This is a genomic window from Streptomyces sp. NPDC026062, assembly GCF_055568375.1.
Genome location: NZ_JBVHOQ010000004.1, coordinates 83,714 through 106,921 on the forward strand (window position 1 = coordinate 83,714; position 23,208 = coordinate 106,921).

Below are 23,208 nucleotides of genomic sequence, written 5' to 3' on the forward strand. Positions count from 1 at the left end.
GCGCCCCCGGCTCACCAGTCGTGGACGCTGCCGTCCCGGAGGCGGTTGACCGGAAGGTAGGCGCGCGCGTACGGATGCGCAACCGCCCTCTCCTCGTCCAGCTCCACACCGATGCCCGGCGCCTCGCCGGGGTGCAGGTATCCGTCGGTGAAGGTGTACGCGTGGCGGAACACCTCCTCGGTCAGGGCGTTGTGGCCCGAGTACTCCTGAATGCCGAAGTTGTGAACGGCCAGGTCGAGGTGGACGGCCGCGGCCATCCCGACCGGCGAGATGTCCTCCGGTCCGTGGATGGCGCTCTTCACCTGGTACTGGGCGGCGAAGTCGAAGAGCTTGCGCAGCGGGGTGACCCCGCCGAAGTGGGTGACGGCCGAACGCGCGTAGTCGATCAGCTGCTCGGTGATCAGCGCCTGGTAGTCGTACACCGTGTTGAACACCTCGCCGACGGCCAGCGGCGTGGTGGTGTGGCGGCGGACCAGACGCAGCGCCTCCTGGTTCTCGGCGGGCGTGCAGTCCTCCAGCCAGAACGGCCGGTAGGGCTCCAGGTCCTTGCCGAGCCGCGCCGCCTGGACCGGGGTGAGCCGGTGGTGGGCGTCGTGGAGCAGCGGCAGCCCGGCGCCGAACTCCGCGCGTACCGCCTCGAAGACGGCCGGCGTGTGGCGCAGGTACGCGTCCGTGTCCCAGTCCTCGACCAGGGGGCGGGCCTGCTGGTGGGCGACGGTCGTGCCGTCCTCGTCCTGGTTGTACACGCCGTACACGGCCTTCAGCCCGGGGATTCCGGTCTGGATGCGGACGGCGGGGTAGCCCTCGGCGAGCCTGGCCCGTACGGAGTCGAGGAGCTCGGGGATGTCGCGGCCGTTGGCGTGTCCGTAGGTGCCGATACGGTCCCTGCTCGCGCCGCCGAGCAGCTGGTAGAGCGGCAGCCCCGCGGCCTTGGCCTTGATGTCCCACAGCGCCACGTCCACGGCGGCGATCGCGGCCATGGTCACCGGCCCGCGCCGCCAGTAGGCGCCGCGGTAGAGGTACTGCCAGGTGTCCTCGATCCTGTGCGGGTCGAGGCCGGTGAGCAGGGGTGCCACATGGTCGGTGAGGTAGCTGACGACAGCCAGCTCCCGTCCGTTGAGTGTGGCGTCGCCGAGGCCGGTGAGGCCTTCGTCGGTCGTCAGTTTCAGGGTGACGAAGTTGCGTCCCGGGCTGGTGACGACGGCCTTCGCGTCGACGATCTTCACGCGCGCTCCTTCCCGGGGACGGAGACGGAACCTCGGCGCCCGGGCGCACCTGGGCCCTCCTGCCGCCCGACCGCCCTCGGAATCGGCCACACAGGTTCGTCCACGTTCATCGGTTCGGTGAGCTGCCGCATGCGGATATCGTCCCATCGCCTCGCGACCGGGCCACCGGCAGGGGCGATCTCAGAGCCGCCACGGCGGGCCGGAACCTCGCCGCAGCGGCTCTGCGTGCCCCGTCCGGCGCTCCGCCGGAGCGCCGGTCAGCCGCACTCCGTCCCGTTGAGGGTGAAGGAGGCGGGCGTCTCCGTCGGCGCACCGGTGGCCTGGAATCCGAAGGAGACGGTGCCTCCCGCCGGGATTCCCGCGTTGTGCGTGGCGTTCTTCACCGTGACGCGGGAGCCGGTCTGGGCGGCGATGGCGTTCCAGGCGTTGGCGACCGTCTCGGCTCCGCCGAAGGCGAAGTCCAGCCGCCAGCCGTCGACGGGGGCCGGCCCGGTGTTCCGGACGGCGACGTCAGCCGTGAATCCGCTGTCCCAGGACTGGCTGACTCGGTAGGTGACCACACAGGAACCGGCCTGACCGGGCGGGTCCGTCGGGTCGGGTGTCGGCTCGGGCGTCGGCGTGGGATCCGGGGTCGTGGTCGGATCGGGGGTCGTGGTCGGATCGGGTCCGGGCGTCGGGTCCGGGCCCCCGTCCGGTGCACTGCCCCACTGCGGCGCCGGACCCTCCAGCAGCACCATGTGCGGTGCGTCCACCGGCGTGGTGCCGGGGGTGGTGGCCGACGACGGGTAGGACCAGTCGTTCGCCGGATCCCAGGCCCCGGCCGAGGTGATCCGGAACTGGACCTCCTTGCGGTACGCCGACTGGCCGGCGGGTGCGATGTCCGTGCCTGAGCAGTCCACCGTCACGTAGTAGACATCGCCCTCGTCATGCGTGGGACCGGTCACCTCACCGCACTGGTTGTAGTTCGTGGTGAGGCTGATCTGCGCGGGCGTGACCCCTGGTTCCAGGGTGAAGTAGTAGCGCGCGGAGGCGTCGGTGAGAGCACGCGCCGGCCAAGCGGACCGGTTGACGAGATATGCCTTGATCTCGGTGAAGTTGCCGCCGGCCGCGTTGACCGAGGCCTGGACGGACATCTCGTGCCCGTCCGGCGTCTCCTGCTGTGGGAAGTCCGCGAGCGGGGCTCCGCCGTACTCGCCGTAGAGCCGGGCCAGCGCTCCGGTGAAGGCCGCGTTGTAGTCGGTGGCCACCTCGTTGTTCACGTAGTTGGCGCGGTCGTCGGTGTAGGTGTCGTCCGCCGCACTCGGTCCGCCGACCAGAGCTCCGTACAGCGTGTGCCGGCTCTCCACGGGGCTGTTCATCTGGTCGGTCCAGGAACCGTGGGCGGTGCGGTGGTGCGGCTTGGTCGGCGGGTTGCTGCCGAAGCCCACCACGTAACTCGACTTGCGCGGGTTGTCACCGAGCGCGTAGTCGATCTGGCGGACAGCGAAGTCGTGGTAGCGGGCCTTGCGGGTGCTGTCGGTCAGCCAGTCGGAGTAACTCAGCGCCACGAAGGCGGTGTTCGCCGCGTAGCGCAGCGATCCCCAGCTGTCCAGCACCGCCTGGCCGCCGGGTGAGTAGGCAACGCGCTGCCCGTTGACGCCGACCGTCCACCAGTCGAGCCAGCGGTTCGCGTCGTCGACGTACTTCTGCTTCCCGGTCAGCTGCGCGAGCAGCACGTAGGCCCCGTAGGAGCTGTCGTCCCAGGAGAGCGTCCAGCGGTAGGACCGTGTGCTGCTCTGCGGCTCGGTGGAGAGGTTGTCGTAGTACGACTCGGCCTTGGCGAGGTACGAGGAGTCGCCGGTGGCCTTGTACAGCCAGATCGCGCCCCAGACCAGTTCGTCGTTGTACCCGCTCCAGGAGTTGTAGTACGACTGCGCGTCGGTGATGCAGTCGCTGTACTTGCCGCGATAGGTGTCGGCGAAGGTGTACAGCTGCTTCGCGTGGGTGATCAGCTTCGCGGCGTACGCCGGGTCACTGTCGGCGAACACCATCGACGAGGAGGCCAGGGCCGCGGCCGTCTGGCCTGCCAGATCGCTGCCCGGGCAGGAGGCGTCGATCTTGTAGGCGGGCCGCTTCATCGGCATCACCTCGGCCGGTCCCCACCACTTGTGATCGTCCCCGCCGTTGCCCACCTGCCCGTACAGGACGTTGGGTGACGGGTGCGCCCTGAGGAAGTAGTCGTTGACGAACCGCAGGTTCTCCCTCAGGTGAGAGAGCTGACCGGAGGCCGCGTAGGCGTCCTTCTGCTCCGAGCCGCCCCAGGCGAGCATGGTGGCGGAGAAGGCCATCGGCAGGCCGAACTTGACGTGGTCACCGGCGTCGTACCAGCCACCTGTCAGATCCAGGCCCGCGTCCTTGCCGTCGTCGAGGGCCGAATCACCGCGCCAGCCGACGCGGTTGGTGGACGGGAGGGGGCCCGACTGCTGAGCCTCGTAGAACAGCACGGACTTCTGCAGCGCTTCGCCGTAGGCGAAGGCCGGTGCGGCGGCGGCGTTGCCGGACAACGACAGCGGGAGCAACAGTCCGGCAACGAGAGCGAGAGCCGGCGCGAGGGCGCCGGGGCGGCGTGCGGAGGGACTGCCGACGGCCGGCCGGTGTCGTCTTCGCAGGGTGGGGAGAGTGAGCGGGCGCAACGGAACAATCCCTTCCGTACGTCGGTGGGGGCACGGCACCGCGGAGGCGTGGGAGCGCTCCCAAAGGCGTTGCTCATGAAGCCAGTTCCCGCGAAGGCTGTCAACAGTTCCGACAGAAGCCGCTCTCGGGGGGCACCTCGCCGCCTCGGCGCGCCCGCGGTTTCGGGGCAGCCCTCGTGCGTCACCCGTTCGGGTGACCCGCGCGCGAACGCGGACCGGTCACCGGAAGCTGGCGGTCTGAACGCCCCGTGCCTGTGGCGTTCCGACCGGAGGTATGCATGAGCGCGATGGACATGCCGGCTGACCTGCCGAAGGAAGCGGGACGCCCCGTGGCCAGGGCCCGGCCGGCGGCCCCACGACTCAGCTGGCTGACCCTGGCCCTGATGACCACGGCATCGGTGGCGAGCCTGCGGGCGGCCCCCACCATGGCCGTCTACGGGCTTGCCTGTGTCTTCCTCTATCTCATCCCCGCGATCGTGTTCCTGCTGCCGACCGCCCTGGTCTCGGCCGAACTGGCATCGGGCTGGCCCGGCGGCGTGTACCGCTGGGTGAGCGAGGGGCTCTCGAAGCCGCTCGGGTTCCTCGCGGTGTGGTGCCAGTTCGCGATGACGATCTTCTACTATCCGAGTCTGCTGGCGTTCGTGGCCTCCACCGTCGCCTATGTCATCGATCCGGCGCTGGCTTCCAACGGTGTCTACACCGCGATCGTGATCATGGTGCTCTACTGGTCCGGGGTCTGGATCTCCTCGCGGGGCACCAAGGCGCTCGCCGGGCTCTCCTCGTGGGGACTCGTGATCGGGACGCTGGTCCCCGGCACCGTCCTGGTGGTGCTCGGCATGGTCTTCCTCGGGCAGGGCAACAGCTCCGCCGCGCCGATGGCCTCCTCCCACCTGCTGCCGCAGTGGGCCGGCCTCGCCAGTCTCGTCCTGATCGTCAACAACTTCCTCTCCATACTCCGGCATGGAGATGAACGCGGTCCACGTCTCCTCGCTCATGAACCCGGCGAAGGAGTATCCGAAGTCGATGTTCCTGGCGATGGGGCTGGTCCTCCTGATCTTCATCCTGCCCGCGCTGGCGATCAGCTGGGTGGTGCCGTCCGACCAGCTGAGCCTGACGGCGGGTGTGATGCAGGCGTTCGACGCGTTCTTCGCCTACTTCCACGTCGGCTGGATGACGCCGATCGCCGCGGTGATGGTGGTGTCGGCGGCCCTCGGCGGGATGCTGACCTGGCTGGCCGGCCCGTCCAAGGGCCTCCTGGAGATCTCCCGCAGCGAGGGCTACCTGCCGCGCCGTACCTCCAGCGCCTGAACAAGCACGGCATCCAGCAGAACATCCTGGTCACCCAGGGCGTGGTGACGACCGTCATCACCCTGATGTACGCGCTGATCCCGAACGTCTCCAGCGTCTACTGGATCTTCTCCACCATCACCACTCAGGTCTATCTGATCGTGTACCTGCTGATGTTCGTGGCGGCGATGCGGCTGCGCCGGACGCAGCCGGACCACCCTCGCGGCTACCGGGTCCCCGCGATCAACGTGATGTGCGTCGTCGGCCTGCTGGCCTCCGTCGCGGCGCTGGCGATCGGCTTCGTGCCGCCCTCCCAGTTCGGCAACGGAAGCGTGCTGGTCTACATCTGTGTCATCGGCGGCGGTCTGGTCATCCTCGGCCTGCTGATCCCGTGGCTGTTCCTCAGACTGCGCAAGCCGGGCTGGCGTACCGCCGCGGCCGACGAGGAGGCCATGTCATGAGCCCCACCCGATTCGCCTCGGAGCACCGCTGGCTGTACATCGGAGTGATCGTGATCCTGGTGGCGCTCGCCGTCGTCGGCGTCATCCGGTACGAGAACGTCAAGACCGGCAACCAGGCGGCGCAGAAGGCCGAGCAGCTGGCCGACGCCGCCGAGGACGCCGGGCTCCCCCGCCCGGACGTGGACACCATCGAGCGGACGCTGGGCAACGACGGCGGGCAGGTGTGCGACAAGCCCGGCTCTGCGCTCAACTCCGCGCTGTGGAAGATCAATCTGGGTAACGGGGCCACCGGCCCCGGTATGCGTCCGGTGATCGCGGACACCCGGGCGGTCAGGGCCGAGGCCAAGATCCTTGAGATCTACTGCCCGGACAAGCTGCACAGGATCCAGGACAAGATCGACGATCTCAAGACCGACGACACCGTGAGGCGCTGATGACCCCCGACGAACTCGCGGACCGCATCGCCGGGCTGATGCCGCGCGCGCAGGCCGATCTGACCGAGCTGGTATCCATTCCCTCGGTGGCCGATCCCCGGCAGTACCCGCCCGAGGAGTGCCGCCGGGCCTCGCAGTGGGTCGCCGACGCGTTCACCGCGGCCGGGCTGCACGACGTACATCTCGCCGAGACGCCGGACGGCAGCAACGCGGTCATCGGACACCGTCCGCCGCCGCCGGGCGCCCCGACCGTACTGCTCTACTGCCACTACGACGTGCAGCCCCCGCTCGACGACGACGCCTGGACGACACCGCCGTTCACCCTGACCGAGCGGGACGGTCGCTGGTACGGGCGCGGCACGGCCGACTGCAAGGGCAACATCGTCATGCACCTCACCGCGCTGCGGGCGCTCGGCGACGACATCCCCGTCGGTCTGAAGTTCGTGGCCGAGGGATCGGAGGAACAGGGCACCGGCGGTCTGGAGGAGTATGTGGCCGCGCACCGCGAACTGTTCACGGCCGACGCCCTGCTGGTCTGCGACACCGGGAACGCGGCCGTGGGCCTCGGTACCGCGACCACCTCGCTGCGTGGACTCGTGAACGTCGTGGTGACCGTCGACACGCTGGCCGGCGAGGTCCACTCCGGAATGTTCGGCGGCCCCGCCCCCGACGCGCTGGCGGCCCTGATCCAGTTGCTGTCCACGCTGCGGGATCCGGAGTCGGGGGCGACCCGGGTCGACGGTCTGGACGCCTCGGGCGGCTGGGAGGGCGCGGGCTACGACGAGCAGCGGTTCCGTACCGACGCCGGTGTCCTGGACAGTGTGCCTCTCACCGGTACCGGCAGCGTGGCCGACCGGCTCTGGGCCCGCCCGGCCGTCACCGTTCTCGGTATCGACTGCCCACCGGTGGTCGGATCGGCGGCCTCGGTACCGCCGACGGCCCGCGCCCGGGTCAGCCTGCGCATCCCGCCGGGCACCGACGCGGCCGCTGCCCGGACCGCCCTGACCGGCCACCTCACGAAGGCCGCGCCGTGGGGTGTGCGGGTGAAGGTGGAGCCGGAGTCCACCGGTTCACCGTTCCGCGCGGCCACGGACGGCGCGGCGTACGGTGCGCTCGGCAAGGCGATGCGCGCGGTGTACGGCAAGCCGATGGCGTTCCTGGGGCAGGGAGGGTCCATCCCGCTCCGCAACGCCCTCGCGGACGCGTATCCGGCCGCCGAGATCATCCTGATGGGGGTCGAGGAGCCGCAGTGCCTCATCCACGCCCCGAACGAGAGCGTCGACCCCACCGAGATCCAGCACATGGCGCAGGTCGAGGCGCTGTTCCTCCACGAGTACGCCCGGACGTTCCGCTGAACGTCCCGCGGCAGACCGGTCCCTGAGGCCGGCCCGGCGGGGAACGTCGGGCCGGCCCGCGCGGTTGGGTCCCGCCGGGATCAGCCCGCAGCTGAGTCACCGGCGTCCGCCGGAGGTCCTTCGGCCAGCGCGAACCAGGCTGTCTTGCCCTCGGGTTCGGGGCGCACACCCCACTGATCGGCCAGGATGTCGAGCAGCATCAGGCCTCGTCCCGACGAGGCGAGTTCGCCGGGGGTCCGCTGGTGGGGCAGCTCGTCGCCCCGGTCCATGACCTCGACGAGCAGCCGGCGCCGGCCGGTCTCACCGGTGACGTACGCGGTCAGCGCGCCGTCCTGGTCGGTGTGGACGAGCACGTTGCCCAGGAGTTCGGTCGCCAGGAGCACCGCGGTGTCCACCTGATCGGGCCGCGCCCAGTCGTGCAGCAGCGCCTTCAGTTCGGCCCTCGCCTCGGCCAGCCCCTCACCCTGGTCCTGGCCCACGGTCAGCATCAGCCGGCGCCGGCTGATCTCCGCTCGTGCCTGCCCGGGGTCCCGGCGAAGGAGCAGAAGGGCGATGTCGTCGCCGTCGCGCGCGGTGCCGTCCGCCCGGTCCCCGGGGCCGGGGCTGAGCACGGCCGCCATGAGCCGGTCGGCCATACCTTCGAGATCATCCACGGGGCCGGGCGAGAACGCGTCGCGTACCCGGACCCAGCCGGTGTACATGTCGTGGCCGCCGTTCTCGATCAGCCCGTCCGTGCACAGCATCAGGACCTCGTCGTCGTGCAGGCGCACGATGTCGACGGGATAGTCCTCCTCGCCGGGCATCAGGCCCAGCGGCAGACCGCCGCTGACATGCTTGACCAGACAGGTGCCGTCCGGGGTCCGCAGGACCGGATGCGGATGTCCGGCCCGCGCGATGTGCAGGTCACCGGTGGACGGATCGGCCTCGATGTAGAGGCAGGTGGCGAACCGGTCCTCGTCGAGCGTGGTCAGAAAGCGTGAGGCCCGTGCCAGTACGGCATCCGGACCGTGCCCCTCCGCCGCGTAGGCGTGTACGGCGGTGCGCAGTTGGGCCATCAGTCCCGCCGCGTGCACATCGTGTCCCTGGACGTCGCCGATGACCAGGGCGAGGCGGCCGTTGGGCAGGTCGATGCTGTCGTACCAGTCCCCGCCGACCATGAGGCCTCCCCCGGTCGGCACATAGCGCGTCGCCACGCTCAGTCCGGTCATGGCCGGGCCGTCGGTGCGCATGCTGTGGCGCAGACCGCGGGAGAGTTCGAGTTCGGCTCTGCTGGCGCGGGCCCGTTCCAGCACCTGGGCGAGCCTCCGCCCGGTCGTCGTCAGCAGTGCGCGCTCGGCAGCGGTGAACGCCACGGGTGCGCGGAAGGCGGTCAGCCAGACTCCGGTGATCCGTCCGGCGGTCACGAGCGGCACGAAGGCCCACGCCGCGCGGCTCCTGCGGGCGGAGATGTGCCAGGTCGCCGGGAAACGGCGGCGGTACTCCTCCTGGGAGGCGAGATAGACGGCCCGCCCGGTTCTGGCCACCTCGGCCGCCGGATAGCCGGTCGTCATCGGCATCCGGAAGTCCCGGTCGACGCCTCCCGGCTGCAAGCCGTACTGCCCCAGGGCGTTCAGGCTTCCCTCACCGATTCCGAACACACACTGGCCGTCCAGCGGGAATGCGGGGGCATACAGGGCGGACACCAGCTTCAGAACCTCATCGACGGAATCCGACTCGGCCAGGTCGTGCCCGGCGGAGAGCAGCCGGGAGTCGCGGCGCCTGGCCTCCTCCTCCGTCCCTTCGACCGGCAGCGGCGGGCTCGGGGGGCCGGGCCGGGGCGCCGCCATGTGGTTCAGGGCGTCGATCTGGTCCAGCTCGGCCTCGACCCCGTCCGGAGGCGGCTCATGCCGTTCACCACCCATCCGGCATCCCTTCGTCCCGATGTCGTCGGCGACTGCTCGTTCCATGCTCCGACGGGAGAGCCCGGTCCGCAGTGCGAGATGTCGGGACGGCAGTGGGGCGCGGGGCCCCACGAGGCCGGCCCCCGGCTGCTACCGGTAAGCGGCCGCCCTTCGCACGTCACTGAAGTCGATGGCCCGGTCGGCCTCGCGCAACGTCTCCTCAGCCACCCTGCGCACCTCGGCCGGCACGTCCCCGTGCTCTTCCACGAGTCCGGCGTAGATAGGTGCATCGGTACTGTCGGTGAAACTCACGTCGCACTGCCTCAATCGGTTGTGTTTGCCATCGTTCGGCCGGAAACAGGGGCCGATTCTACGTGGTCCGCATCCGCTGCCGCCGACGGCACCGAGGAATGGGCGGCCAGGCCGCCGACCTGCGCTCTTGTCGCAGGATCCGGTCTTCGACGCTGCTCCTTCCGCGCCCTCGCAGAGATATCCGTTGACCTCAAGTGCGCTTTAGCTCATAGCGTTCCTTCTGCGCCCCGGTCCGTGTCCGGGAGCCACGCAGGCTTTTTCGCACCCCGGAGGCACCGCATGAGTATGGAAGTCACCGCCTGGTCGTCGCTGCACAGCGCGATGAACGCCCAACAGGACCGCAGACCCTTCTCCCGGGCCACCCTGCGCCGGGTCGCCGGCTTCGCCCGGCCACGCCGCCATGAGGTCTACCGTTTCCTGCTGCTGAGCGTCGTCATGGCGCTGCTGGCCGTGGCCACGCCGGTGCTGGCCGGCCGGGTCGTCGACGCGATCGTCCAGGGTGAGGAGAGCGGGACCGTCACCCGGCTCGCGCTGCTCATCGCCGTGATCGCGGTGGCGGAGGCGGGGCTCGGCCTGCTGACCCGGCTGCTGTCGGCCAGGCTTGGCGAGGGCCTGATCCTGGACCTGCGTACGGCCGTCTTCGACCATGTCCAGCGGATGCCGGTCGCCTTCTTCACCCGGACCCGTACCGGGGCTCTGGTAAGCCGGCTCAACAACGACGTGATCGGGGCGCAGCGGGCGTTCAGCAACACGCTCTCCGGGGTGGTCTCCAACCTGGTGACCCTGCTGCTGACGCTCACGGTGATGCTGACCATCTCCTGGCAGATCACCCTGCTCGCGCTCGTCCTGCTGCCGGTGTTCGTCGTCCCCGCCCGCCGGATGGGCTCCCGCATGGCGCGGATGCAGCGTGAGGCGGCCGCTCACAACGCGGCCATGGGCACGCAGATGACCGAGCGTTTCTCCGCCCCCGGAGCCACGCTCGTCAAGCTGTTCGGCCGGCCCGATGACGAGTCCGCCGAGTTCGCAGCCCGTGCGAGCCGGGTCCGTGACATCGGAATCCGTACGGCCATGGCGCAGTCCACGTTCATCACGGCGCTCACCCTGGTCTCCGCGCTGGCGCTGGCCCTCGTGTACGGGCTGGGGGGTTACTACGCGCTGCGCGGCAGTCTGGAACCCGGTGCCGTGGTGGCCCTGGCTCTGCTGCTGACCCGGCTCTACGCCCCTCTGACGGCGCTGGCCGGTGCGCGGGTCGAGGTGATGAGCGCGCTGGTGAGCTTCGAGCGGGTCTTCGAGATCCTCGATCTGAAGCCGCTGATCGCCGAGAAGCCGGATGCGCGCAGGGTGCCGGAGGGGCCGGTGTCGGTGGAGTTCGACGGTGTCTCGTTCGGCTATCCGTCGGCCGACAAGGTCTCGCTCGCCTCGCTCGAAGAGGTCGCGACGCTGGACTCGCGCGGGGGGACGGAGGTCCTGCACGAGGTCTCCTTCCGTGCCGAGCCCGGCCGGATGGTCGCTCTGGTCGGCTCGTCCGGCGCCGGGAAGTCGACGATCGCCCAGTTGCTGCCCCGGCTGTACGACGCCGATTCCGGTGCCGTACGCCTCGGCGGCATCGACGTACGCGAGCTGACCGCCGAGTCGATCCGCGAGACGCTCGGGATGGTCACCCAGGACGGGCATCTCTTCCATGAGTCGGTCCGCGCCAATCTGACCCTGGCCAGGCCGGAAGCCACCGAGGACGACATCTGGGACGCGCTGCGCCGTTCCCGGCTCGACGGCCTGGTGGCCTCGCTGCCCGACGGGCTCGACACGGTGGTGGGAGAGCGCGGCTACCGGCTCTCCGGGGGTGAGCGTCAGCGGCTGACGATCGCCCGGCTGCTGCTGGCCCGCCAGCGCGTGGTCATTCTCGACGAGGCGACCGCTCACCTCGACTCCACGTCGGAGGCCGCGGTGCAGGAGGCCCTGGCCGAGGCGCTGGAGGGGCGCACCGCCGTGGTGATCGCACACCGGCTGTCGACCGTGCGGGCGGCCGATCTGATCCTCGTCGTCGAGGAGGGCCGGGTGGTCGAGCGGGGGACCCACAACGAGCTGCTGGCCGCGGGGGGCCGGTACGAGGAGCTGTACCGGACGCAGTTCGCGCCGCCGGTGGCCGGGGAGGAGCAGGGGGCGCACGCCACGTCCCTCTGATCCTGGCACGGCCCGCGGCACAGCGCGGAGCAATGCCCCCGGTCCGTGCGAACCGGGGGCATTGCTCCGCGTGCGGTGGTACCGGGCCGTGCACGGAATCAGTCGGTGTCGGTCTTCTCGGCGGTGACGGCGCCGGTGGCCGCGTCGATGTCGACCGTGGTCTCGTTCCAGCTCTTGTCCACGACGTCGACGGACCAGACGAGGACGTTCTTGTCGTTCATCTCCAGGTCGAGGGAAGTGACCGTGCCCTTCTTCTTGTCCGTGGCCGCCTTGGCCGCCTGCTGCGGGGTCTGCTTGGCCTGGGCGATCTGGTCGGCCGTGCGGCTCTTCTCGCCGGCGTCCTGTTCGGAGTCCTCGGTGGACTTGATGACCTTGCCGGAGACGGCGTCGATGCGCACGTTGTGCTCGGTCCCGTCCTTCGCGGCAACCGTCGCGACCCATTCCGGGCCGGTGGCGGCGGGCGAGGCGCTCCCGCTGGGTGAGGCGGTGGTGCCCGTCGCAGAGGGGCTGGCGCTCCCCGCAGGGGAGGCCGTCCCGGACGGCGAGGCGGTTCCCGACGGCGAGGCCGTCGCGGTGGGCGACGCGCTCTCGCGGTCGGTGTCGTCGTCCCAATCCCCCGGCCCCCGCAGATCGAGCTCGACCACCTTGCCGCCGCTGACGGCGCCCTCCGCCGTCGTGACGGCCTTGTCGAAGGTGATCTTGGTGGAGTCGAGGAGTGTCTTGCGGTCCTTCTGGTCCTTGGTCAGCGTGGCGCTCGCCGACGCGCTCCTGCTCGCGCTTTCCGAGGGGGTCGCGGTCCGCTCGGGGACGGCGCGTGCGGCTTCCGAGGTGGCCGTACCGACCGAGGTGTCACCGCTGTCCTGGCCACAGCCCGTGAGAAGGGCCGCGGCCAGGAGGACGCCTGCGGCGCCGGCTGCGCGGAAGCGCCGGGTGCGGAGGAATCCGGTGTTCTTGGGTGGGGAGTCACATGTCATGCCCGCATACCTAACCGCGCCGCAGGCCCGGCATGACGTGCCGCGCCCGGGTGTCACCCGATCACCGGAGCAACCGCCCCGGACCTGCGTGTTCCTCGGGGAGGGTCCCAAGGCCGTCGCGGCCGGGGGCGGCGGGCGGCACGGCCTGCGGTTCGCCGGGGGCTCCGCCGTCACGGGCCTCGGGCCGGGCTGTTCCGGGGACTTGTCGCCCGTGGGTCGCGTTACGCGGGCATCGGTGCGAGCCTGGATACATGACCTGGGCGTCCTGGACGACACGTGGCATCTACTCGGGGCACGGCGGAGTGCTCACCGAGGAGGTCGGGCCGCTGTCCGGCGACCTGACCGTCCACACCACTTGGGCCGAAGGCACGGCGCAGATCACTGTGCAGTACACCGATGCGGCCGACTGGTTCACGATGGCGGGCAGCCCCGTGCCCTGTCCGACGGAGGAGGCCAGTCGCGCGCTTCACGAAGCGGCGGTCGAGGCCGTCCGGAAGGGCTCGGCAGCGACGGTTCCCACGGCACCGGCCGGACCGGACCGCGCGACAGGTGACGCCGCCGCGGAGTAGCGGCGCGGCCGCACGCGTGCCGTGACACGGCCGGGCTGCGTCACGGCACTCGCGCGGCCGCGTACGGGGTGCTTCGTCGGGTGGCATGGAGCGCGCTCGGCCGTCCCTCAGTGCGCCTTCTTCACGAACTCCGTGGTGTAGGTCCTGGAGAGGTCCACATCGGCGTTCTTCAGGTTGGGGTTGAAGGCCTTCATGACCCGCTCGACGGTGGCCGGACCGTCCGGCGGCATCACCCCGTCCGTGGTGAACATGGGGAGGGTGTTCTTGATGGACTGCGCGTAGAGCGCAGCGCCGCCGCCCTGCGCGTAGTCGGCCGGCATCTTCGCGGCTGTCTCGGCCGCGCTGTGCGTCGACATCCATTTCAGCGTCTTCACGAAGGCGTTGGCCAGCTTCTGCACGGTCGCCTTGTGGCCGTTGACCCACTCGGTCCGCATGTAGAGGCTGGAGGACGGGTAGAGCCCGCCCAGCGCCTCCTTGGATCCCTCGGGTGTCCTCATGTCGATGAGGATCTTGCCGAGCTTCTTGTCAAGGATGGTGGCGACCGTGGGATCGGTGGTCATGCCGCCGTGGATCGAGCCCTGCTGGAGCGCGGAGATGAAGGTCTGGCCGGCGCCGACCGCGACGGGGGTGAACTCGCTGGTCCGCACGTTGTTGTCGACCGCGAGGTACTTCGTCAGGAAGTCGGTCGAGGATCCGAGCCCGGTCACCCCGAGCTTCTTTCCCTTGAAGTCCTTCGCCGAACCGATGTCGTCCGCCGCGTCGTTGGAGACGATCTCCACCTCGCCCGGGGCCTGGGAGAGCTGGACCACCGACTCGACCTGCTTGCCCTTCACCTGGAGGTCCAGTGTGTGGTCGTAGAAGCCCACCGTGCCCTGCACATCGCCGGAGACCAGTGCGGTCTCCGCCTGAACGCCCGCGGGCTCGGTCAGCAGCTGCACCGACACGCCCTCGTCCTTGAAGTAGCCGAGCCGCTCGGTGAGCATCGCCGGCAGGTAGATGACCTTGTCCAGGCCGCCCACCATGATCTTGACCTTGTCGTTCTTGTCGCCTGAAGCGGAGACGGAGTCGCCTCCGCAGGCGGTCAGGCTCGCGGCGGCAAGCACGCCGACGACGGCCAGGGCCGGGACCCGGGGGGACATACGCATCTGGTTCACGTCCTTGTGAGAAGCGGCGGGGAGGGGTGGCGCACGAGGGAAGGGGGCGTTCAGCGGGCGGCTCCGGCGTCGGCCGGCTTCCAGCGGAAGAGCTTCTTCTCCAGGAAGGTGAGCAGCGCTTCGGCGAGCAGGGCGACGACGGCGAGGATGACCATGGCGGCGTAGACACCGGCCGCGTTGAACGTGCCCTGCGAGGCCGCGACCAGCAGGCCGAGTCCCTTGGTGGCTCCGATGTACTCACCGACGATGGCGCCGATCAGCGCGAAGCCGAAGCTGACATGCAGGCTGGTGAAGATCCATGAGGTGGCCGAGGGGATGACCACCTGAAGGGTCACCTGCCGGCTGTCGGCACCCAGGACGCGGGAGTTGGCGACGAGGTTGCGGTCGACCTCCCGGGCTCCCTGGAAGGCGTTGAAGAAGACGGGGAAGAACACCAGGACGACCGCGGAGGCGACCTTCGACGCCGGGCCGAGGCCGAACCAGATCAGGAAGACCGGGGCGAGCACGATGCGCGGCAGCGCGTTGAGCACCTTGATGTACGGCCCGAGCACATCGGCGGCGAACCGGACCCGGCTCAGTGCGATACCCAGCAGCACGCCGGCGATGACGCCGATGACCCAGCCGAGCAGTGCTTCGTAGAGCGTGTACCAGATCTGCTCCCACAGGGAGCCCTGCGCGGTGCCGTCGGTCACCCAGATCCGGATCTGGTCCCAGATCTTCGACGGCATGGAGAAGTTGAACGGATCGATGACCGCGGTCCTGGCCAGCCACTCCCACAGCCCGACGACCGCGACGAGTACGGCGGCCCGGCTGCCCAGCACCAGCAGTCTTCGGTTGCGGGCGGCCCTTGCGCGGGCCTCGGTCCGTCCGGTCCTGTTCAGCTTCAGCGGGGCGTCCGTGGTGACGGTCTCAGGCGGCATCGGCGGCACGCCTTTCCCGGGTGATGCGGACCTCTTCGCCCAGTGAGGTCCAGATCTCGCGGTAGATCTCCAGGAACTGGGGCTCCAGCCGCACCTGTTCGACCTTCCGCGGCCGTGGGAGTCCGATCTCGAAGACCTCCTTGACCGTGGCGGGTCCGGCGGTCATCACCACGACCTTGTCCGCCAGGGCGATGGACTCCTCCAGGTCGTGGGTGACGAAGACGACGGAGGCACCGGTTCCGCCCCACAGCTCCAGCAACTCGTCGGACATCAGCGCCCGGGTCTGCACGTCCAGCGCCGAGAACGGCTCGTCCATCAGCAGGATCTCCGGATCGTTGACGAACGTGGCCGCGAGAGCGACCCGCTTGCGCTGCCCGCCGGAGAGCTGGTGCGGATAGCGGTCCTCGAACGAGGTGAGGCCGACCCTGGCCAGCCAGGTCCGGGCCCGTTCCTTCGCCTCTGCCTTCGGCACACCCCGGAAACGGGGCCCGGCCATCACGTTGGACAGGACGGTCCGCCAGGGGAAGACCGCGTCCTGCTGGAAGACAAAGCCGACCTTGTCCCCGATACCGCGCACCGGCTCACCGGCGACCAGGACCTCGCCCTCGGTCGGCTCCTCCAGTCCGCTGACCAGAGTCAGGGTGGTCGACTTACCGCATCCGGTCGGACCGACCACGGCGACGAACTCGCCCCGGCCGATCGTCAGATCCAGATCCCGTACGGCGGTGTGGAGCGCCCCCGACGGAGTCCGGAACGCCTTGCTCGCCCCCCGCAGCTCGATGGCGGGGCTCGTTTCGCTTTTCATGTGGCGGGACGCTAGGGGCGGCCCGGCACGGGCGGGAGCCTTGCGCCCACAACCGTGGCTTGTGCTCGTAAGCCGGGGTTCTGCCCATTGTGCTCACGCCCGCACAACGAAGCCGGAACGAGGGGTAGGCAGCACGGCCGGCGGGCTTTACGTTGCGTTCACACGGAACGAATCGGAATACCGGATTCGAGGGCTGCGAGAGAGACCGAGGGCGACGGCATGCGGATCCACTGGCCCCGTCGTGTCTTCGCGCAGGTGCTGCTCGCTCAGGTCGCCATCACCGTGGGCGTGGTCATGCTCGTCACCGGGCTCTTCCTCGCGCCCCTCAGCCACGAGCTCGACAGCCAGGCCATGCGCCGGGCCCTGTCCATCGCCCAGACCACCGCCGCCGAACCCGGTCTGGCCGACAAGCTGCTGACCACCGGGCCCAGCCCCACCGGGCCCGTGCAGGCCGAGGCGGAGCGGATCCGGCGGGCCACCGGGGCGCTGTACATCGTGGTGATGGACACCCGGGGCGTGCGCTGGTCGCACACCGAGACCGACCGGATCAGCATGCGTGTATCGACCGATCCGAGCATGGCGTTGTCGGGGCGCGAGGTCATGCAGATCGACGTCGGCACCCTGGGCCGCTCGGCCCGCGCGAAGGTTCCGCTGCGTGACCGGCACGGCTCGGTCGTCGGGGCCGTCTCGGTGGGCATCGCCTACAAGAGCGTCCGGCAGGGGCTGCTGGGCACCATTCCGACGCTTCTGCAGTACGCGGGCGTGGCGCTGGCCGTCGGGGTGCTCGCGGCCCTCGTCGTCTCGCGGCGGCTGCAGCGCGGCACCCATGGTCTCGCCTTCGCCGACATCTCCGCGCTGCTGGACGAGCGCGAGGCCATGCTGCACAGCATCCGGGAGGCCGTACTGGCGCTCGACGCCCGCGGCCGGATCCGGCTGCTCAACGACGAGGCGCAGCGGCTGCTCGATCTGACGCCGGAGTCGGTCGGCCGGCCGCTGGGTGACGTTCTGGCGCCGGGCCGGACGGCGGAGGTGCTGACGGGGCGGGTGGACGGCGCGAACCTGCTCACCGTGTGCCGGGGCCGGGTGCTGATCGCCAATCGGATGCCGACCGGCGACGGCGGTGCGGTCGTGACGCTGCGCGACCGCACCGAGCTCGAACTGCTGGGCCGTGAGCTGGACTCCACTCATGGCCTGCTCGACGCGCTGCGCGCGCAGGACCACGAGCATGCCAACCGGCTCCACACGCTGCTGGGCCTCCTGGAACTCGGCCGGCACGAGGCCGCGGTGGAGTTCGTCACCGAGGTGACGGATCTGCACCGCGCTTCGGCCGAGCAGGTCGCCGAGCGGGTCAGCGATCCGCTGCTGTCGGCGCTGCTGGTGGGCAAGGCGGCCGTCGCCGCCGAACGCGGTGCCTCCCTGCGCATCTCCCCCGCCACCCGGCTGCCTCATGTGGTGGTGGACCCCCGGGACCTGGTGACCGTACTGGGCACCCTCATCGACAACGCCCTGGACGAGGCCACGCTGGTGGAGGTGGAGCTGCTGGCCGAGGGGGCCGGGGCGGTGCTGCGGGTCAGCGACAACGGTCCCGGGGTCCCGGTGGCGATGCGGGAGCGGATCTTCATGGAGGGATGGTCCACCAAGCGGCCTCCGGCTCACCGGGAGCGCGGAATCGGCCTGCCGCTGGTGCGCCGCCTGGCCGAGCGGTACGGCGGCTCGGCCCGGGTCACCGCCAGGGCGGGCGGTGGCGCGGTCTTCACCGTCGTGCTGCCCGAGGCACTCGCCGTACGGCAGTTGAGTGAAGTGGGAGAGACACAGTGATCGACGTTCTGGTGGTGGACGACGACTTCCGCGTGGCGGAGATCAACGCGGCGTACGTGGCCAGGGTGCCCGGATTCCGTGTCGTCTCCCGCGCGCACACGGCCGCGCAGGCCTGGTCCGTTCTCGAACGTGAGCACGTGGATCTGATCCTGCTCGATCACTATCTGCCGGACCGGACGGGTCTGACGCTCGTGGCCCAGCTGCACCGGCTCGGTCGTCCCGCCGACGTGATCATGGTGACGGCTGCCCGCGATGTGGTGACCGTGCGGACGGCGATGCGGCTCGGCGCACTGCAGTACCTCGTCAAACCGTTCAGCTTCGGCGGTCTCCGGTCCAAGCTGGAGAGCTACGCGACGCTGCGCCGCACCCTGGAAGGTGTGGAGAGCGGCCGGGGCGAGGCCGGACAGGAGCAGGTCGACCAGATCTTCGGAGCGCTGCGCACCCCCGAGTCCGTGCCGGCGGCGGGTCTGCCGAAGGGACATTCGGCACCCACCGCCCAGGTGATCCGCCAGGTGCTGTCGTCGGCCGGTGAGCCGCTGTCCGCGCACGAGGTGGCGGTCCGAGCGGGGCTGAGCCGTTCCACCGCCCACCGGTATCTCAAGTACCTGGAGGGAGCGGGCCGGATCAGCCTCAGCCTGAAGTACGGCGACACCGGCCGGCCCGAGCACCGTTATGCCTGGGCCGCGGCCGGCTGACGCCGTCGTGCGCCGGAATCACTGGGTGTCACGGACCGCCACGATGCCGTTGAAGACCCCGACGTACGCCGTTCCGTCCGGACCGATGGTGACCGGCGCCCAGTTGTTGTCGTACGAGAGCCCCGTGCCGGTGAGCTTGGACCAACGGCGTTCTCCGGTGCGGTAGTCGACGGCGGTGAGGTACCAGGCGTCGATTCCGAGGGCGTTGGGCTCCTTCTCGTAGAAGTAGAGAAGGCCGTTGGCGGTGGACAGTTTGGGCACGGTGGAGGGCGAGCGGACGGCGCTGTCCCAGACCGTGTCGCAGCCGCTTCCGTCGGGCCGTACGTCGATGCGGGCGACGCCGCCGACGACGCTGCGGCCGAGGAGGAGCGTGCCGACGTTCTCGTAGCCGTAGTTGTTCTCGACGACGAGGCTGTTGCCCCAGCTGATCATGGAGTTGTCGGTGGTGGAGGCGCCGGCGCCGAAGACGGGGATCTTGCAGACGAGGCGTCGGTCGTCGGGGACGTCCGGGGCGCGGCGGTAGACGAGGACGTTCATCCGGTCGTCGGCGTTGTCGGTGATGGCGACGTAGTCGTCGCCGTCACCGAAGAGGTCGGGGGTGGTGCCCGAACCCTGGTTCACCGAGCCGGGTTTGGTGCCGGTCCCCCGGTCGTACGTCTGTCGCCACTGGACGCGCGGGGTGCCGTCGGACGCGGCCGCGAAGCTGTAGAGGGCGTGGTCGGTGACGATCGAGACGCCGTCCTCGGCGACGGAGAAGGAGTTCTGGATCTCCTCGCCGGTGAGCTGCACGGACCGGATTCCGGAGGTCTGCGGGGTGACCGTGCCGACCCGGCCGAGCCGGGTCACCCACCAGATGCGGCCCTGCCAGTCGGGCATGACGGAGGTGACGGGGTCACAGGTGCCGCTCGGGTAGAGGTTGGTCCAGCTGACGCAGTCGTGCGGCACCTGGCCGGTGAGATCCCAGTCGTCTACGACCGTGAATCGCCAGCTCCCGTCCGCGGCCTGCTCGTGCGCGATCCGCTGGATGTGCTGGCGGGAGTCGGCGAGGACCACCCGGTCCTGGTCGTCGAGGTAGAAATAGGCTCCGCCCGAGGTGTCCTTGAAGATCTTCGAGAAGTCGAGCCGGGTGATGGCCTCGACAGTGGAGGAGCGCTGCGGCAGTGCGTACTCGGCGAGGGTGTCGAGGGTGCGCGGATCCAGGAGCTTGAGCAGGAACCCGGTGAACGTGCCGCACACCGTGATCAGCCGGCCCGCCGCGTCGAAGGTGGCGGTGGCGCATTCGCCGCCCAGCGGCGCGATCTGTTCGCTGCTGACCTCCGGGTCGCGCCCGAGCGGTCCCTCGTACGGGTAGGTGCCGCTGCCCGCCGCGTCGGCATGCATACCGCTGCGGCCGTTCGGGGCGAGGAAGGGGTGCTGCGGCGGGGCCTGTCCGGGGAGGGGAGCGGCGGTGGCCGGACCGCCCGTGTAGTCGCTGACCAGCCGGTGCCCGGGGGCCCGCGGGATCTCGGCCGCGACGGCCGGCACACCGGACACCATGATGGCCGACGCACAGAGGGCAAGTATCAGGGCAAGCGCTCGGAAGGGTCCACTTCTGGACTGCGGGGACATCGGGCTCCTCGGTCGTGGGCGGGAGGGGTCGCGCCGCCGCCCGACGCTAGGACGAGCTCCTTGAGGTGTCCATGGAAATGCATGGCGTTTCATGGACGCTTCACGACAGCGCAATGTCGCCGGACCGCGCGAGGCCCGCCCCCGCATCGGGCCTCAACGCCGTCCGCCCGTACGGCGGTCGAGCAGCTCGCGTCTGATCGTGGCGGCCGTGTTCCTGGCCCGGTCGGGGGCCGTCCCGCGGTCGGACTGTGCGGGCACGAAACGGTGCAGTGGATTCGCGCACTGCGGGCACGGGGAGTCGGAGGTGAGCAGCCTGCCGTCCTCGCAGTTCGGCTCGGCGCAGCGTCCCGGCCGGAGCAGCTGTTCGGCGATCTCCAGAGGCTGCCGGCGACGCCCTTCCTCGTCCTGTTCCTGAAGTGAGTGGGACCAGCGCGCGTTCCACCGGCGCTCGACCCGGTCCAGAAGCTGATCCGGGGTGCGCCGGCCGAGCTCCCGCCTGATCAGGGCCACCAGTTCAATCGGGTAGCGGCCGCAGAACGCCCTGGCGAGGGGCGGCGGCAGCGCATGGAGGAGATAGCCGATCGGGTCGGATCCCGGCCGCTGCCATCGCGGACACTGGCAGTCGCCGTCAGCGTCGAGCGGCGTACCGCAACGGCCGCACAGCCCCCGGCAGCCACCGCAGAGTCCATGGTCGAGCCCGTCCAGATACGGGGCGGGCGCCCGGCCGCACTCCCGGCAGCAGGAGGCGCAGAGCCCGCAGAGGCGTTCACTGCCGACGGACGTCGTCCAGGGCCGCTGCTGGCACCGGCAGCAGCGGCTGCTCATGCAGTGCTCGCGATGGGCGGCGCCCCGGTCGCGTCCGAATGGAGGGGATGACATGGCCGCGCTCTCCGGATCCCGGGCCGGCGGAGCGCCCGTTGGCCGTCGCAGCGCCGGGCGAGGCCTCGGTCCGGCCCGTCCCGCGCCCCAGCCGGACCGTTTCACACCCGAATGCCCGCAGTCCCGGATTGGCGGCGATATGCGCATAGTTGACCGCGACGATCATGTTCCGGCATGTTCAGGCACCGAACGGGACCGTTCGTGCGCGATGTCGCGCCGCTGCCCGACTGTGCCACCGGCAGCGACAGCACGGCCGCCGACGCGGCTGCTACGGACCGGCCGACGGCCCGCCCCGGGATACGGGCGACCGCCCGGACAGTGGAGGGCCCGGCCGGCGGCGTTCCGCCGTCTCGGAACCGGCCGCCGTCCGGGTACCGCGGTCAGGGCCTGATGCTGCTGACAACATCCGCGGTGGCCATGATGCCTTCCTGGATGGTGGGCGCCATCCTCGTGCCCGCGAGGAAGAACCCGAGGAGGGCGCAGACCACGGCGTGCGAGATCTTCAGTCCCCCGCCGCGGAGGAAGATCACCGCGAGAATCAGCAGAAGCAGCACCAGTGAGATCGAAATGGCCATGGCAAACCTCCTCCGCCGCACCCGAGTTGCGGCATTCGGCGCCAGTGTGGCGCAGCGGAGGAGCCGTCCGGCGCACTGGCACGTCCGCCAAACGGGTACGGCTGGAACAGCCCCGCCGGGTTGCGAACTCCTCAGTCAGGGACGGGGAGCGCGTGCCGGCTCAGCGCGTGTACCGGTGGCCGCTGTCGTGCGTACGGAGGAACCGGGCGAGGCCCGCGAGGTCATCGCTGTTGAGGTGGTCCACCCCGGCCGCCAGCAGTTCGGCCCAGACCGCCTCGCGCTCGGGCCCCGGCGCATCGGGCGTGGCCCAGAAGCGCACGCGCTGCCCCGCACGGTGCGCGACGGCGGTGACCGTCCGCAGCGCGTCCCGTTCGGCGGGAGGGATCGGGCCGGCGCCCAGCCAGCTGAAGGTCCCCGTCCAGCTGCCGCTGATGAGGGGGATGAACGAGGCCGCGGACTCGGTCCCGAGGTCGTCGAGCCTGCCGTCGTAGAAGGCGTAGCGGGTCGGCTGGGCCTCCATCGGAGCACGGGCGGCCCGGTCTCCGGAGATCACGGGGGTGACGGCTCCCGGGCGCACCCGACCGTGCTGGAAGGAGGTCAGCATCTGCCGGTAACGGCGGAGCTGCCGGTCGAGTTCCGCGTAGGCGGCCGCGCCGTCCGTCTTGATGTCGATCAACAGCTGCACGGGTGTCCGGTCGCCTCGGAACACGGTCCCGTGGTTGGCGCGGACCCTGGCGAGAAGGGGATCGAGGTAGAGCGCGGAGAGGGTGCGGGCGGGGTCGAGGCCGGTGGCCTCGTGAGCGACGAGCAGTTCGCCGTCCACGAGGAAGATGTCGGCCTCGACACTGGTGAATCCCTGTGCCAGTGCGTCGTGGAGCGGCCGGGAGTGCAGATAGTCGTTGTGCGCGTGCGCCCGGAGCAGCGGCCGGGGAACCCGGGCGGGCAGGGCCTCGCCCGCGGTGGCTGTCCGGAGGGGTGCAAGGGTACCTGCGGCCGCGGTGGCCAGTGCGGTGGTGACGACGCGGCGGCGGGTGGGGAACGCCATGGAATCTCCCGGGTGCGAGGCGTGCCGGACGGACGGACGCGACCGAGTATGGAAGCGCCTTGCCTCAACAGGGGCGTGGACGAGGAGAGTTGTCTCGTTCGCCGTCGGCCCGACGGCCGGCGTTCCACCCGCCGTGGCCGGATCCGTACGCAATCGGCCCTTGCCGCCTGTCCGCCGGGCCCGGACGGATCGGCCGTGTGGCCTTGCCCGGGTGCGTGCGGCGGGGGGGGGGGGGGGCGGGGGGGCCCCCCCCCCCCGGGGGGGGGGGGGGGGGGGGGTGCGGGGGGGGGCGCCCCCCCGGGGGGGGGGGGGGGGGGCGGGCCCGGGGGGGGGGCGGGGGGGGCGGGGGCCGGCGCGG

The 23,208-nt window shown here is 70.6% G+C and carries 18 protein-coding genes and 1 pseudogene; 7 read left to right on the forward strand and 12 right to left on the reverse strand.

The features are described 5' to 3' along the window. Positions 1-11: 11 nt before the first annotated feature. Positions 12-1,226: a D-mannonate dehydratase ManD gene (gene manD / locus ACZ4LX_RS05040; protein ID WP_467639700.1), complete on the reverse strand. Its 1,215-nt coding sequence runs from the start codon at positions 1,224-1,226 to the stop codon at positions 12-14. A gap of 257 nt (positions 1,227-1,483) precedes the next feature. Continuing rightward, on the reverse strand, positions 1,484-3,898 hold the full coding sequence (locus ACZ4LX_RS05045) for a glycoside hydrolase family 9 protein (RefSeq protein WP_467639697.1): 2,415 nt from the start codon (positions 3,896-3,898) through the stop codon (positions 1,484-1,486). A gap of 278 nt (positions 3,899-4,176) precedes the next feature. Between ACZ4LX_RS05045 and ACZ4LX_RS05050 the strand changes: the two are divergent. From ACZ4LX_RS05050 to ACZ4LX_RS05060, 3 genes and pseudogenes are all read left to right on the forward strand, one after another. Then, positions 4,177-5,646, forward strand: a pseudogene (locus tag ACZ4LX_RS05050) (APC family permease). Then, entirely contained in the window at positions 5,643-6,080 is a 438-nt protein-coding gene (locus ACZ4LX_RS05055) for a hypothetical protein (protein ID WP_467639694.1), read from the forward strand. The pseudogene ACZ4LX_RS05050 and the gene ACZ4LX_RS05055 overlap by 4 nt, the downstream one beginning before the upstream one ends. Further along, positions 6,080-7,435: a M20/M25/M40 family metallo-hydrolase gene (locus ACZ4LX_RS05060; protein WP_467639690.1), complete on the forward strand. Its 1,356-nt coding sequence runs from the start codon at positions 6,080-6,082 to the stop codon at positions 7,433-7,435. Before ACZ4LX_RS05055 ends, ACZ4LX_RS05060 begins: the two co-directional genes overlap by 1 nt. 80 nt (positions 7,436-7,515) lie before the next feature. Here the strand turns inward: ACZ4LX_RS05060 and ACZ4LX_RS05065 are convergent, their stop codons facing one another. Continuing rightward, positions 7,516-9,336 (reverse strand): ATP-binding SpoIIE family protein phosphatase, encoded by a 1,821-nt coding sequence (locus ACZ4LX_RS05065; RefSeq protein ID WP_467639916.1) that lies wholly within the window; start codon positions 9,334-9,336, stop codon positions 7,516-7,518. A 129-nt stretch (positions 9,337-9,465) separates the two neighbouring features. Further along, a complete protein-coding gene (locus tag ACZ4LX_RS05070) occupies positions 9,466-9,627 on the reverse strand; it encodes a hypothetical protein (RefSeq protein WP_326733509.1) in 162 nt (53 codons plus the stop codon). A gap of 279 nt (positions 9,628-9,906) precedes the next feature. Here ACZ4LX_RS05070 and ACZ4LX_RS05075 point away from each other — a divergent pair, with 279 nt between their 5' ends. Continuing rightward, positions 9,907-11,808: an ABC transporter ATP-binding protein gene (locus ACZ4LX_RS05075; protein ID WP_467639687.1), complete on the forward strand. Its 1,902-nt coding sequence runs from the start codon at positions 9,907-9,909 to the stop codon at positions 11,806-11,808. A 98-nt stretch (positions 11,809-11,906) separates the two neighbouring features. On the opposite strand, the gene ACZ4LX_RS05080 is transcribed toward ACZ4LX_RS05075, so the two are convergent. After that, on the reverse strand, positions 11,907-12,782 hold the full coding sequence (locus tag ACZ4LX_RS05080) for a PepSY domain-containing protein (protein ID WP_467639684.1): 876 nt from the start codon (positions 12,780-12,782) through the stop codon (positions 11,907-11,909). Between the two features lie 251 nt (positions 12,783-13,033). Here ACZ4LX_RS05080 and ACZ4LX_RS05085 point away from each other — a divergent pair, with 251 nt between their 5' ends. Further along, the gene (locus ACZ4LX_RS05085) at positions 13,034-13,351 is read left to right on the forward strand and encodes a hypothetical protein (protein ID WP_467639680.1); all 318 of its coding nucleotides are present in this window, start codon (positions 13,034-13,036) and stop codon (positions 13,349-13,351) included. Positions 13,352-13,458: 107 nt separating this feature from the next. Here the strand turns inward: ACZ4LX_RS05085 and ACZ4LX_RS05090 are convergent, their stop codons facing one another. Genes ACZ4LX_RS05090 through ACZ4LX_RS05100 form a run of 3 tightly spaced genes read right to left on the reverse strand, consistent with a single transcriptional unit; the run spans position 13,459 to position 16,230 of the window. Then, positions 13,459-14,496, reverse strand: a complete 1,038-nt coding sequence (locus ACZ4LX_RS05090; RefSeq protein WP_467639677.1) for an ABC transporter substrate-binding protein — start codon at positions 14,494-14,496, stop codon at positions 13,459-13,461. Between the two features lie 59 nt (positions 14,497-14,555). Further along, positions 14,556-15,425 carry an ABC transporter permease gene (locus ACZ4LX_RS05095; protein WP_467639674.1) on the reverse strand — a complete coding sequence of 290 codons (870 nt, stop codon included), beginning with the start codon at positions 15,423-15,425 and terminating at the stop codon, positions 14,556-14,558. Then, a complete protein-coding gene (locus ACZ4LX_RS05100; protein WP_467639671.1) occupies positions 15,415-16,230 on the reverse strand; it encodes an ABC transporter ATP-binding protein in 816 nt (271 codons plus the stop codon). Before ACZ4LX_RS05100 ends, ACZ4LX_RS05095 begins: the two co-directional genes overlap by 11 nt. A 219-nt stretch (positions 16,231-16,449) precedes the next feature. Between ACZ4LX_RS05100 and ACZ4LX_RS05105 the strand changes: the two genes are divergently transcribed. Next, positions 16,450-18,048, forward strand: a complete 1,599-nt coding sequence (locus ACZ4LX_RS05105) for an ATP-binding protein (RefSeq protein WP_467639668.1) — start codon at positions 16,450-16,452, stop codon at positions 18,046-18,048. Continuing rightward, positions 18,045-18,743 (forward strand): response regulator, encoded by a 699-nt coding sequence (locus ACZ4LX_RS05110; protein WP_467639665.1) that lies wholly within the window; start codon positions 18,045-18,047, stop codon positions 18,741-18,743. Before ACZ4LX_RS05105 ends, ACZ4LX_RS05110 begins: the two co-directional genes overlap by 4 nt. A gap of 18 nt (positions 18,744-18,761) precedes the next feature. Here the strand turns inward: ACZ4LX_RS05110 and ACZ4LX_RS05115 are convergent, their stop codons facing one another. From ACZ4LX_RS05115 to ACZ4LX_RS05130, 4 genes are all read right to left on the reverse strand, one after another. After that, positions 18,762-20,351 carry a hypothetical protein gene (locus ACZ4LX_RS05115; RefSeq protein ID WP_467639662.1) on the reverse strand — a complete coding sequence of 530 codons (1,590 nt, stop codon included), beginning with the start codon at positions 20,349-20,351 and terminating at the stop codon, positions 18,762-18,764. A 153-nt stretch (positions 20,352-20,504) separates the two neighbouring features. Further along, on the reverse strand, positions 20,505-21,230 hold the full coding sequence (locus ACZ4LX_RS05120) for a hypothetical protein (RefSeq protein WP_467639659.1): 726 nt from the start codon (positions 21,228-21,230) through the stop codon (positions 20,505-20,507). 380 nt (positions 21,231-21,610) lie between these two features. Further along, positions 21,611-21,805, reverse strand: coding sequence for a hypothetical protein (locus tag ACZ4LX_RS05125; RefSeq protein WP_467639656.1), 195 nt, complete (start codon positions 21,803-21,805; stop codon positions 21,611-21,613). A 160-nt stretch (positions 21,806-21,965) separates the two neighbouring features. Then, positions 21,966-22,850 carry a phosphatidylinositol-specific phospholipase C/glycerophosphodiester phosphodiesterase family protein gene (locus ACZ4LX_RS05130; protein WP_467639653.1) on the reverse strand — a complete coding sequence of 295 codons (885 nt, stop codon included), beginning with the start codon at positions 22,848-22,850 and terminating at the stop codon, positions 21,966-21,968. Positions 22,851-23,208: the final 358 nt, after the last annotated feature.

Bases quoted from the DNA above. Each gene is read 5' to 3' on its own strand.
- ACZ4LX_RS05055 (WP_467639694.1), top strand. From the start codon at position 5,643: ATGAGCCCCACCCGATTCGCCTCGGAGCACCGCTGGCTGTACATCGGA.
- ACZ4LX_RS05125 (WP_467639656.1), bottom strand. From the start codon at position 21,805: ATGGCCATTTCGATCTCACTGGTGCTGCTTCTGCTGATTCTCGCGGTG.
- ACZ4LX_RS05095 (WP_467639674.1), bottom strand. From the start codon at position 15,425: ATGCCGCCTGAGACCGTCACCACGGACGCCCCGCTGAAGCTGAACAGG.
- ACZ4LX_RS05060 (WP_467639690.1), top strand. From the start codon at position 6,080: ATGACCCCCGACGAACTCGCGGACCGCATCGCCGGGCTGATGCCGCGC.
- ACZ4LX_RS05120 (WP_467639659.1), bottom strand. From the start codon at position 21,230: ATGTCATCCCCTCCATTCGGACGCGACCGGGGCGCCGCCCATCGCGAG.
- ACZ4LX_RS05085 (WP_467639680.1), top strand. From the start codon at position 13,034: ATGACCTGGGCGTCCTGGACGACACGTGGCATCTACTCGGGGCACGGC.
- ACZ4LX_RS05075 (WP_467639687.1), top strand. From the start codon at position 9,907: ATGAGTATGGAAGTCACCGCCTGGTCGTCGCTGCACAGCGCGATGAAC.
- ACZ4LX_RS05130 (WP_467639653.1), bottom strand. From the start codon at position 22,850: ATGGCGTTCCCCACCCGCCGCCGCGTCGTCACCACCGCACTGGCCACC.
- ACZ4LX_RS05080 (WP_467639684.1), bottom strand. From the start codon at position 12,782: ATGACATGTGACTCCCCACCCAAGAACACCGGATTCCTCCGCACCCGG.
- ACZ4LX_RS05115 (WP_467639662.1), bottom strand. From the start codon at position 20,351: ATGTCCCCGCAGTCCAGAAGTGGACCCTTCCGAGCGCTTGCCCTGATA.
- ACZ4LX_RS05105 (WP_467639668.1), top strand. From the start codon at position 16,450: ATGCGGATCCACTGGCCCCGTCGTGTCTTCGCGCAGGTGCTGCTCGCT.
- ACZ4LX_RS05090 (WP_467639677.1), bottom strand. From the start codon at position 14,496: ATGCGTATGTCCCCCCGGGTCCCGGCCCTGGCCGTCGTCGGCGTGCTT.
- ACZ4LX_RS05065 (WP_467639916.1), bottom strand. From the start codon at position 9,336: ATGGGTGGTGAACGGCATGAGCCGCCTCCGGACGGGGTCGAGGCCGAG.
- ACZ4LX_RS05100 (WP_467639671.1), bottom strand. From the start codon at position 16,230: ATGAAAAGCGAAACGAGCCCCGCCATCGAGCTGCGGGGGGCGAGCAAG.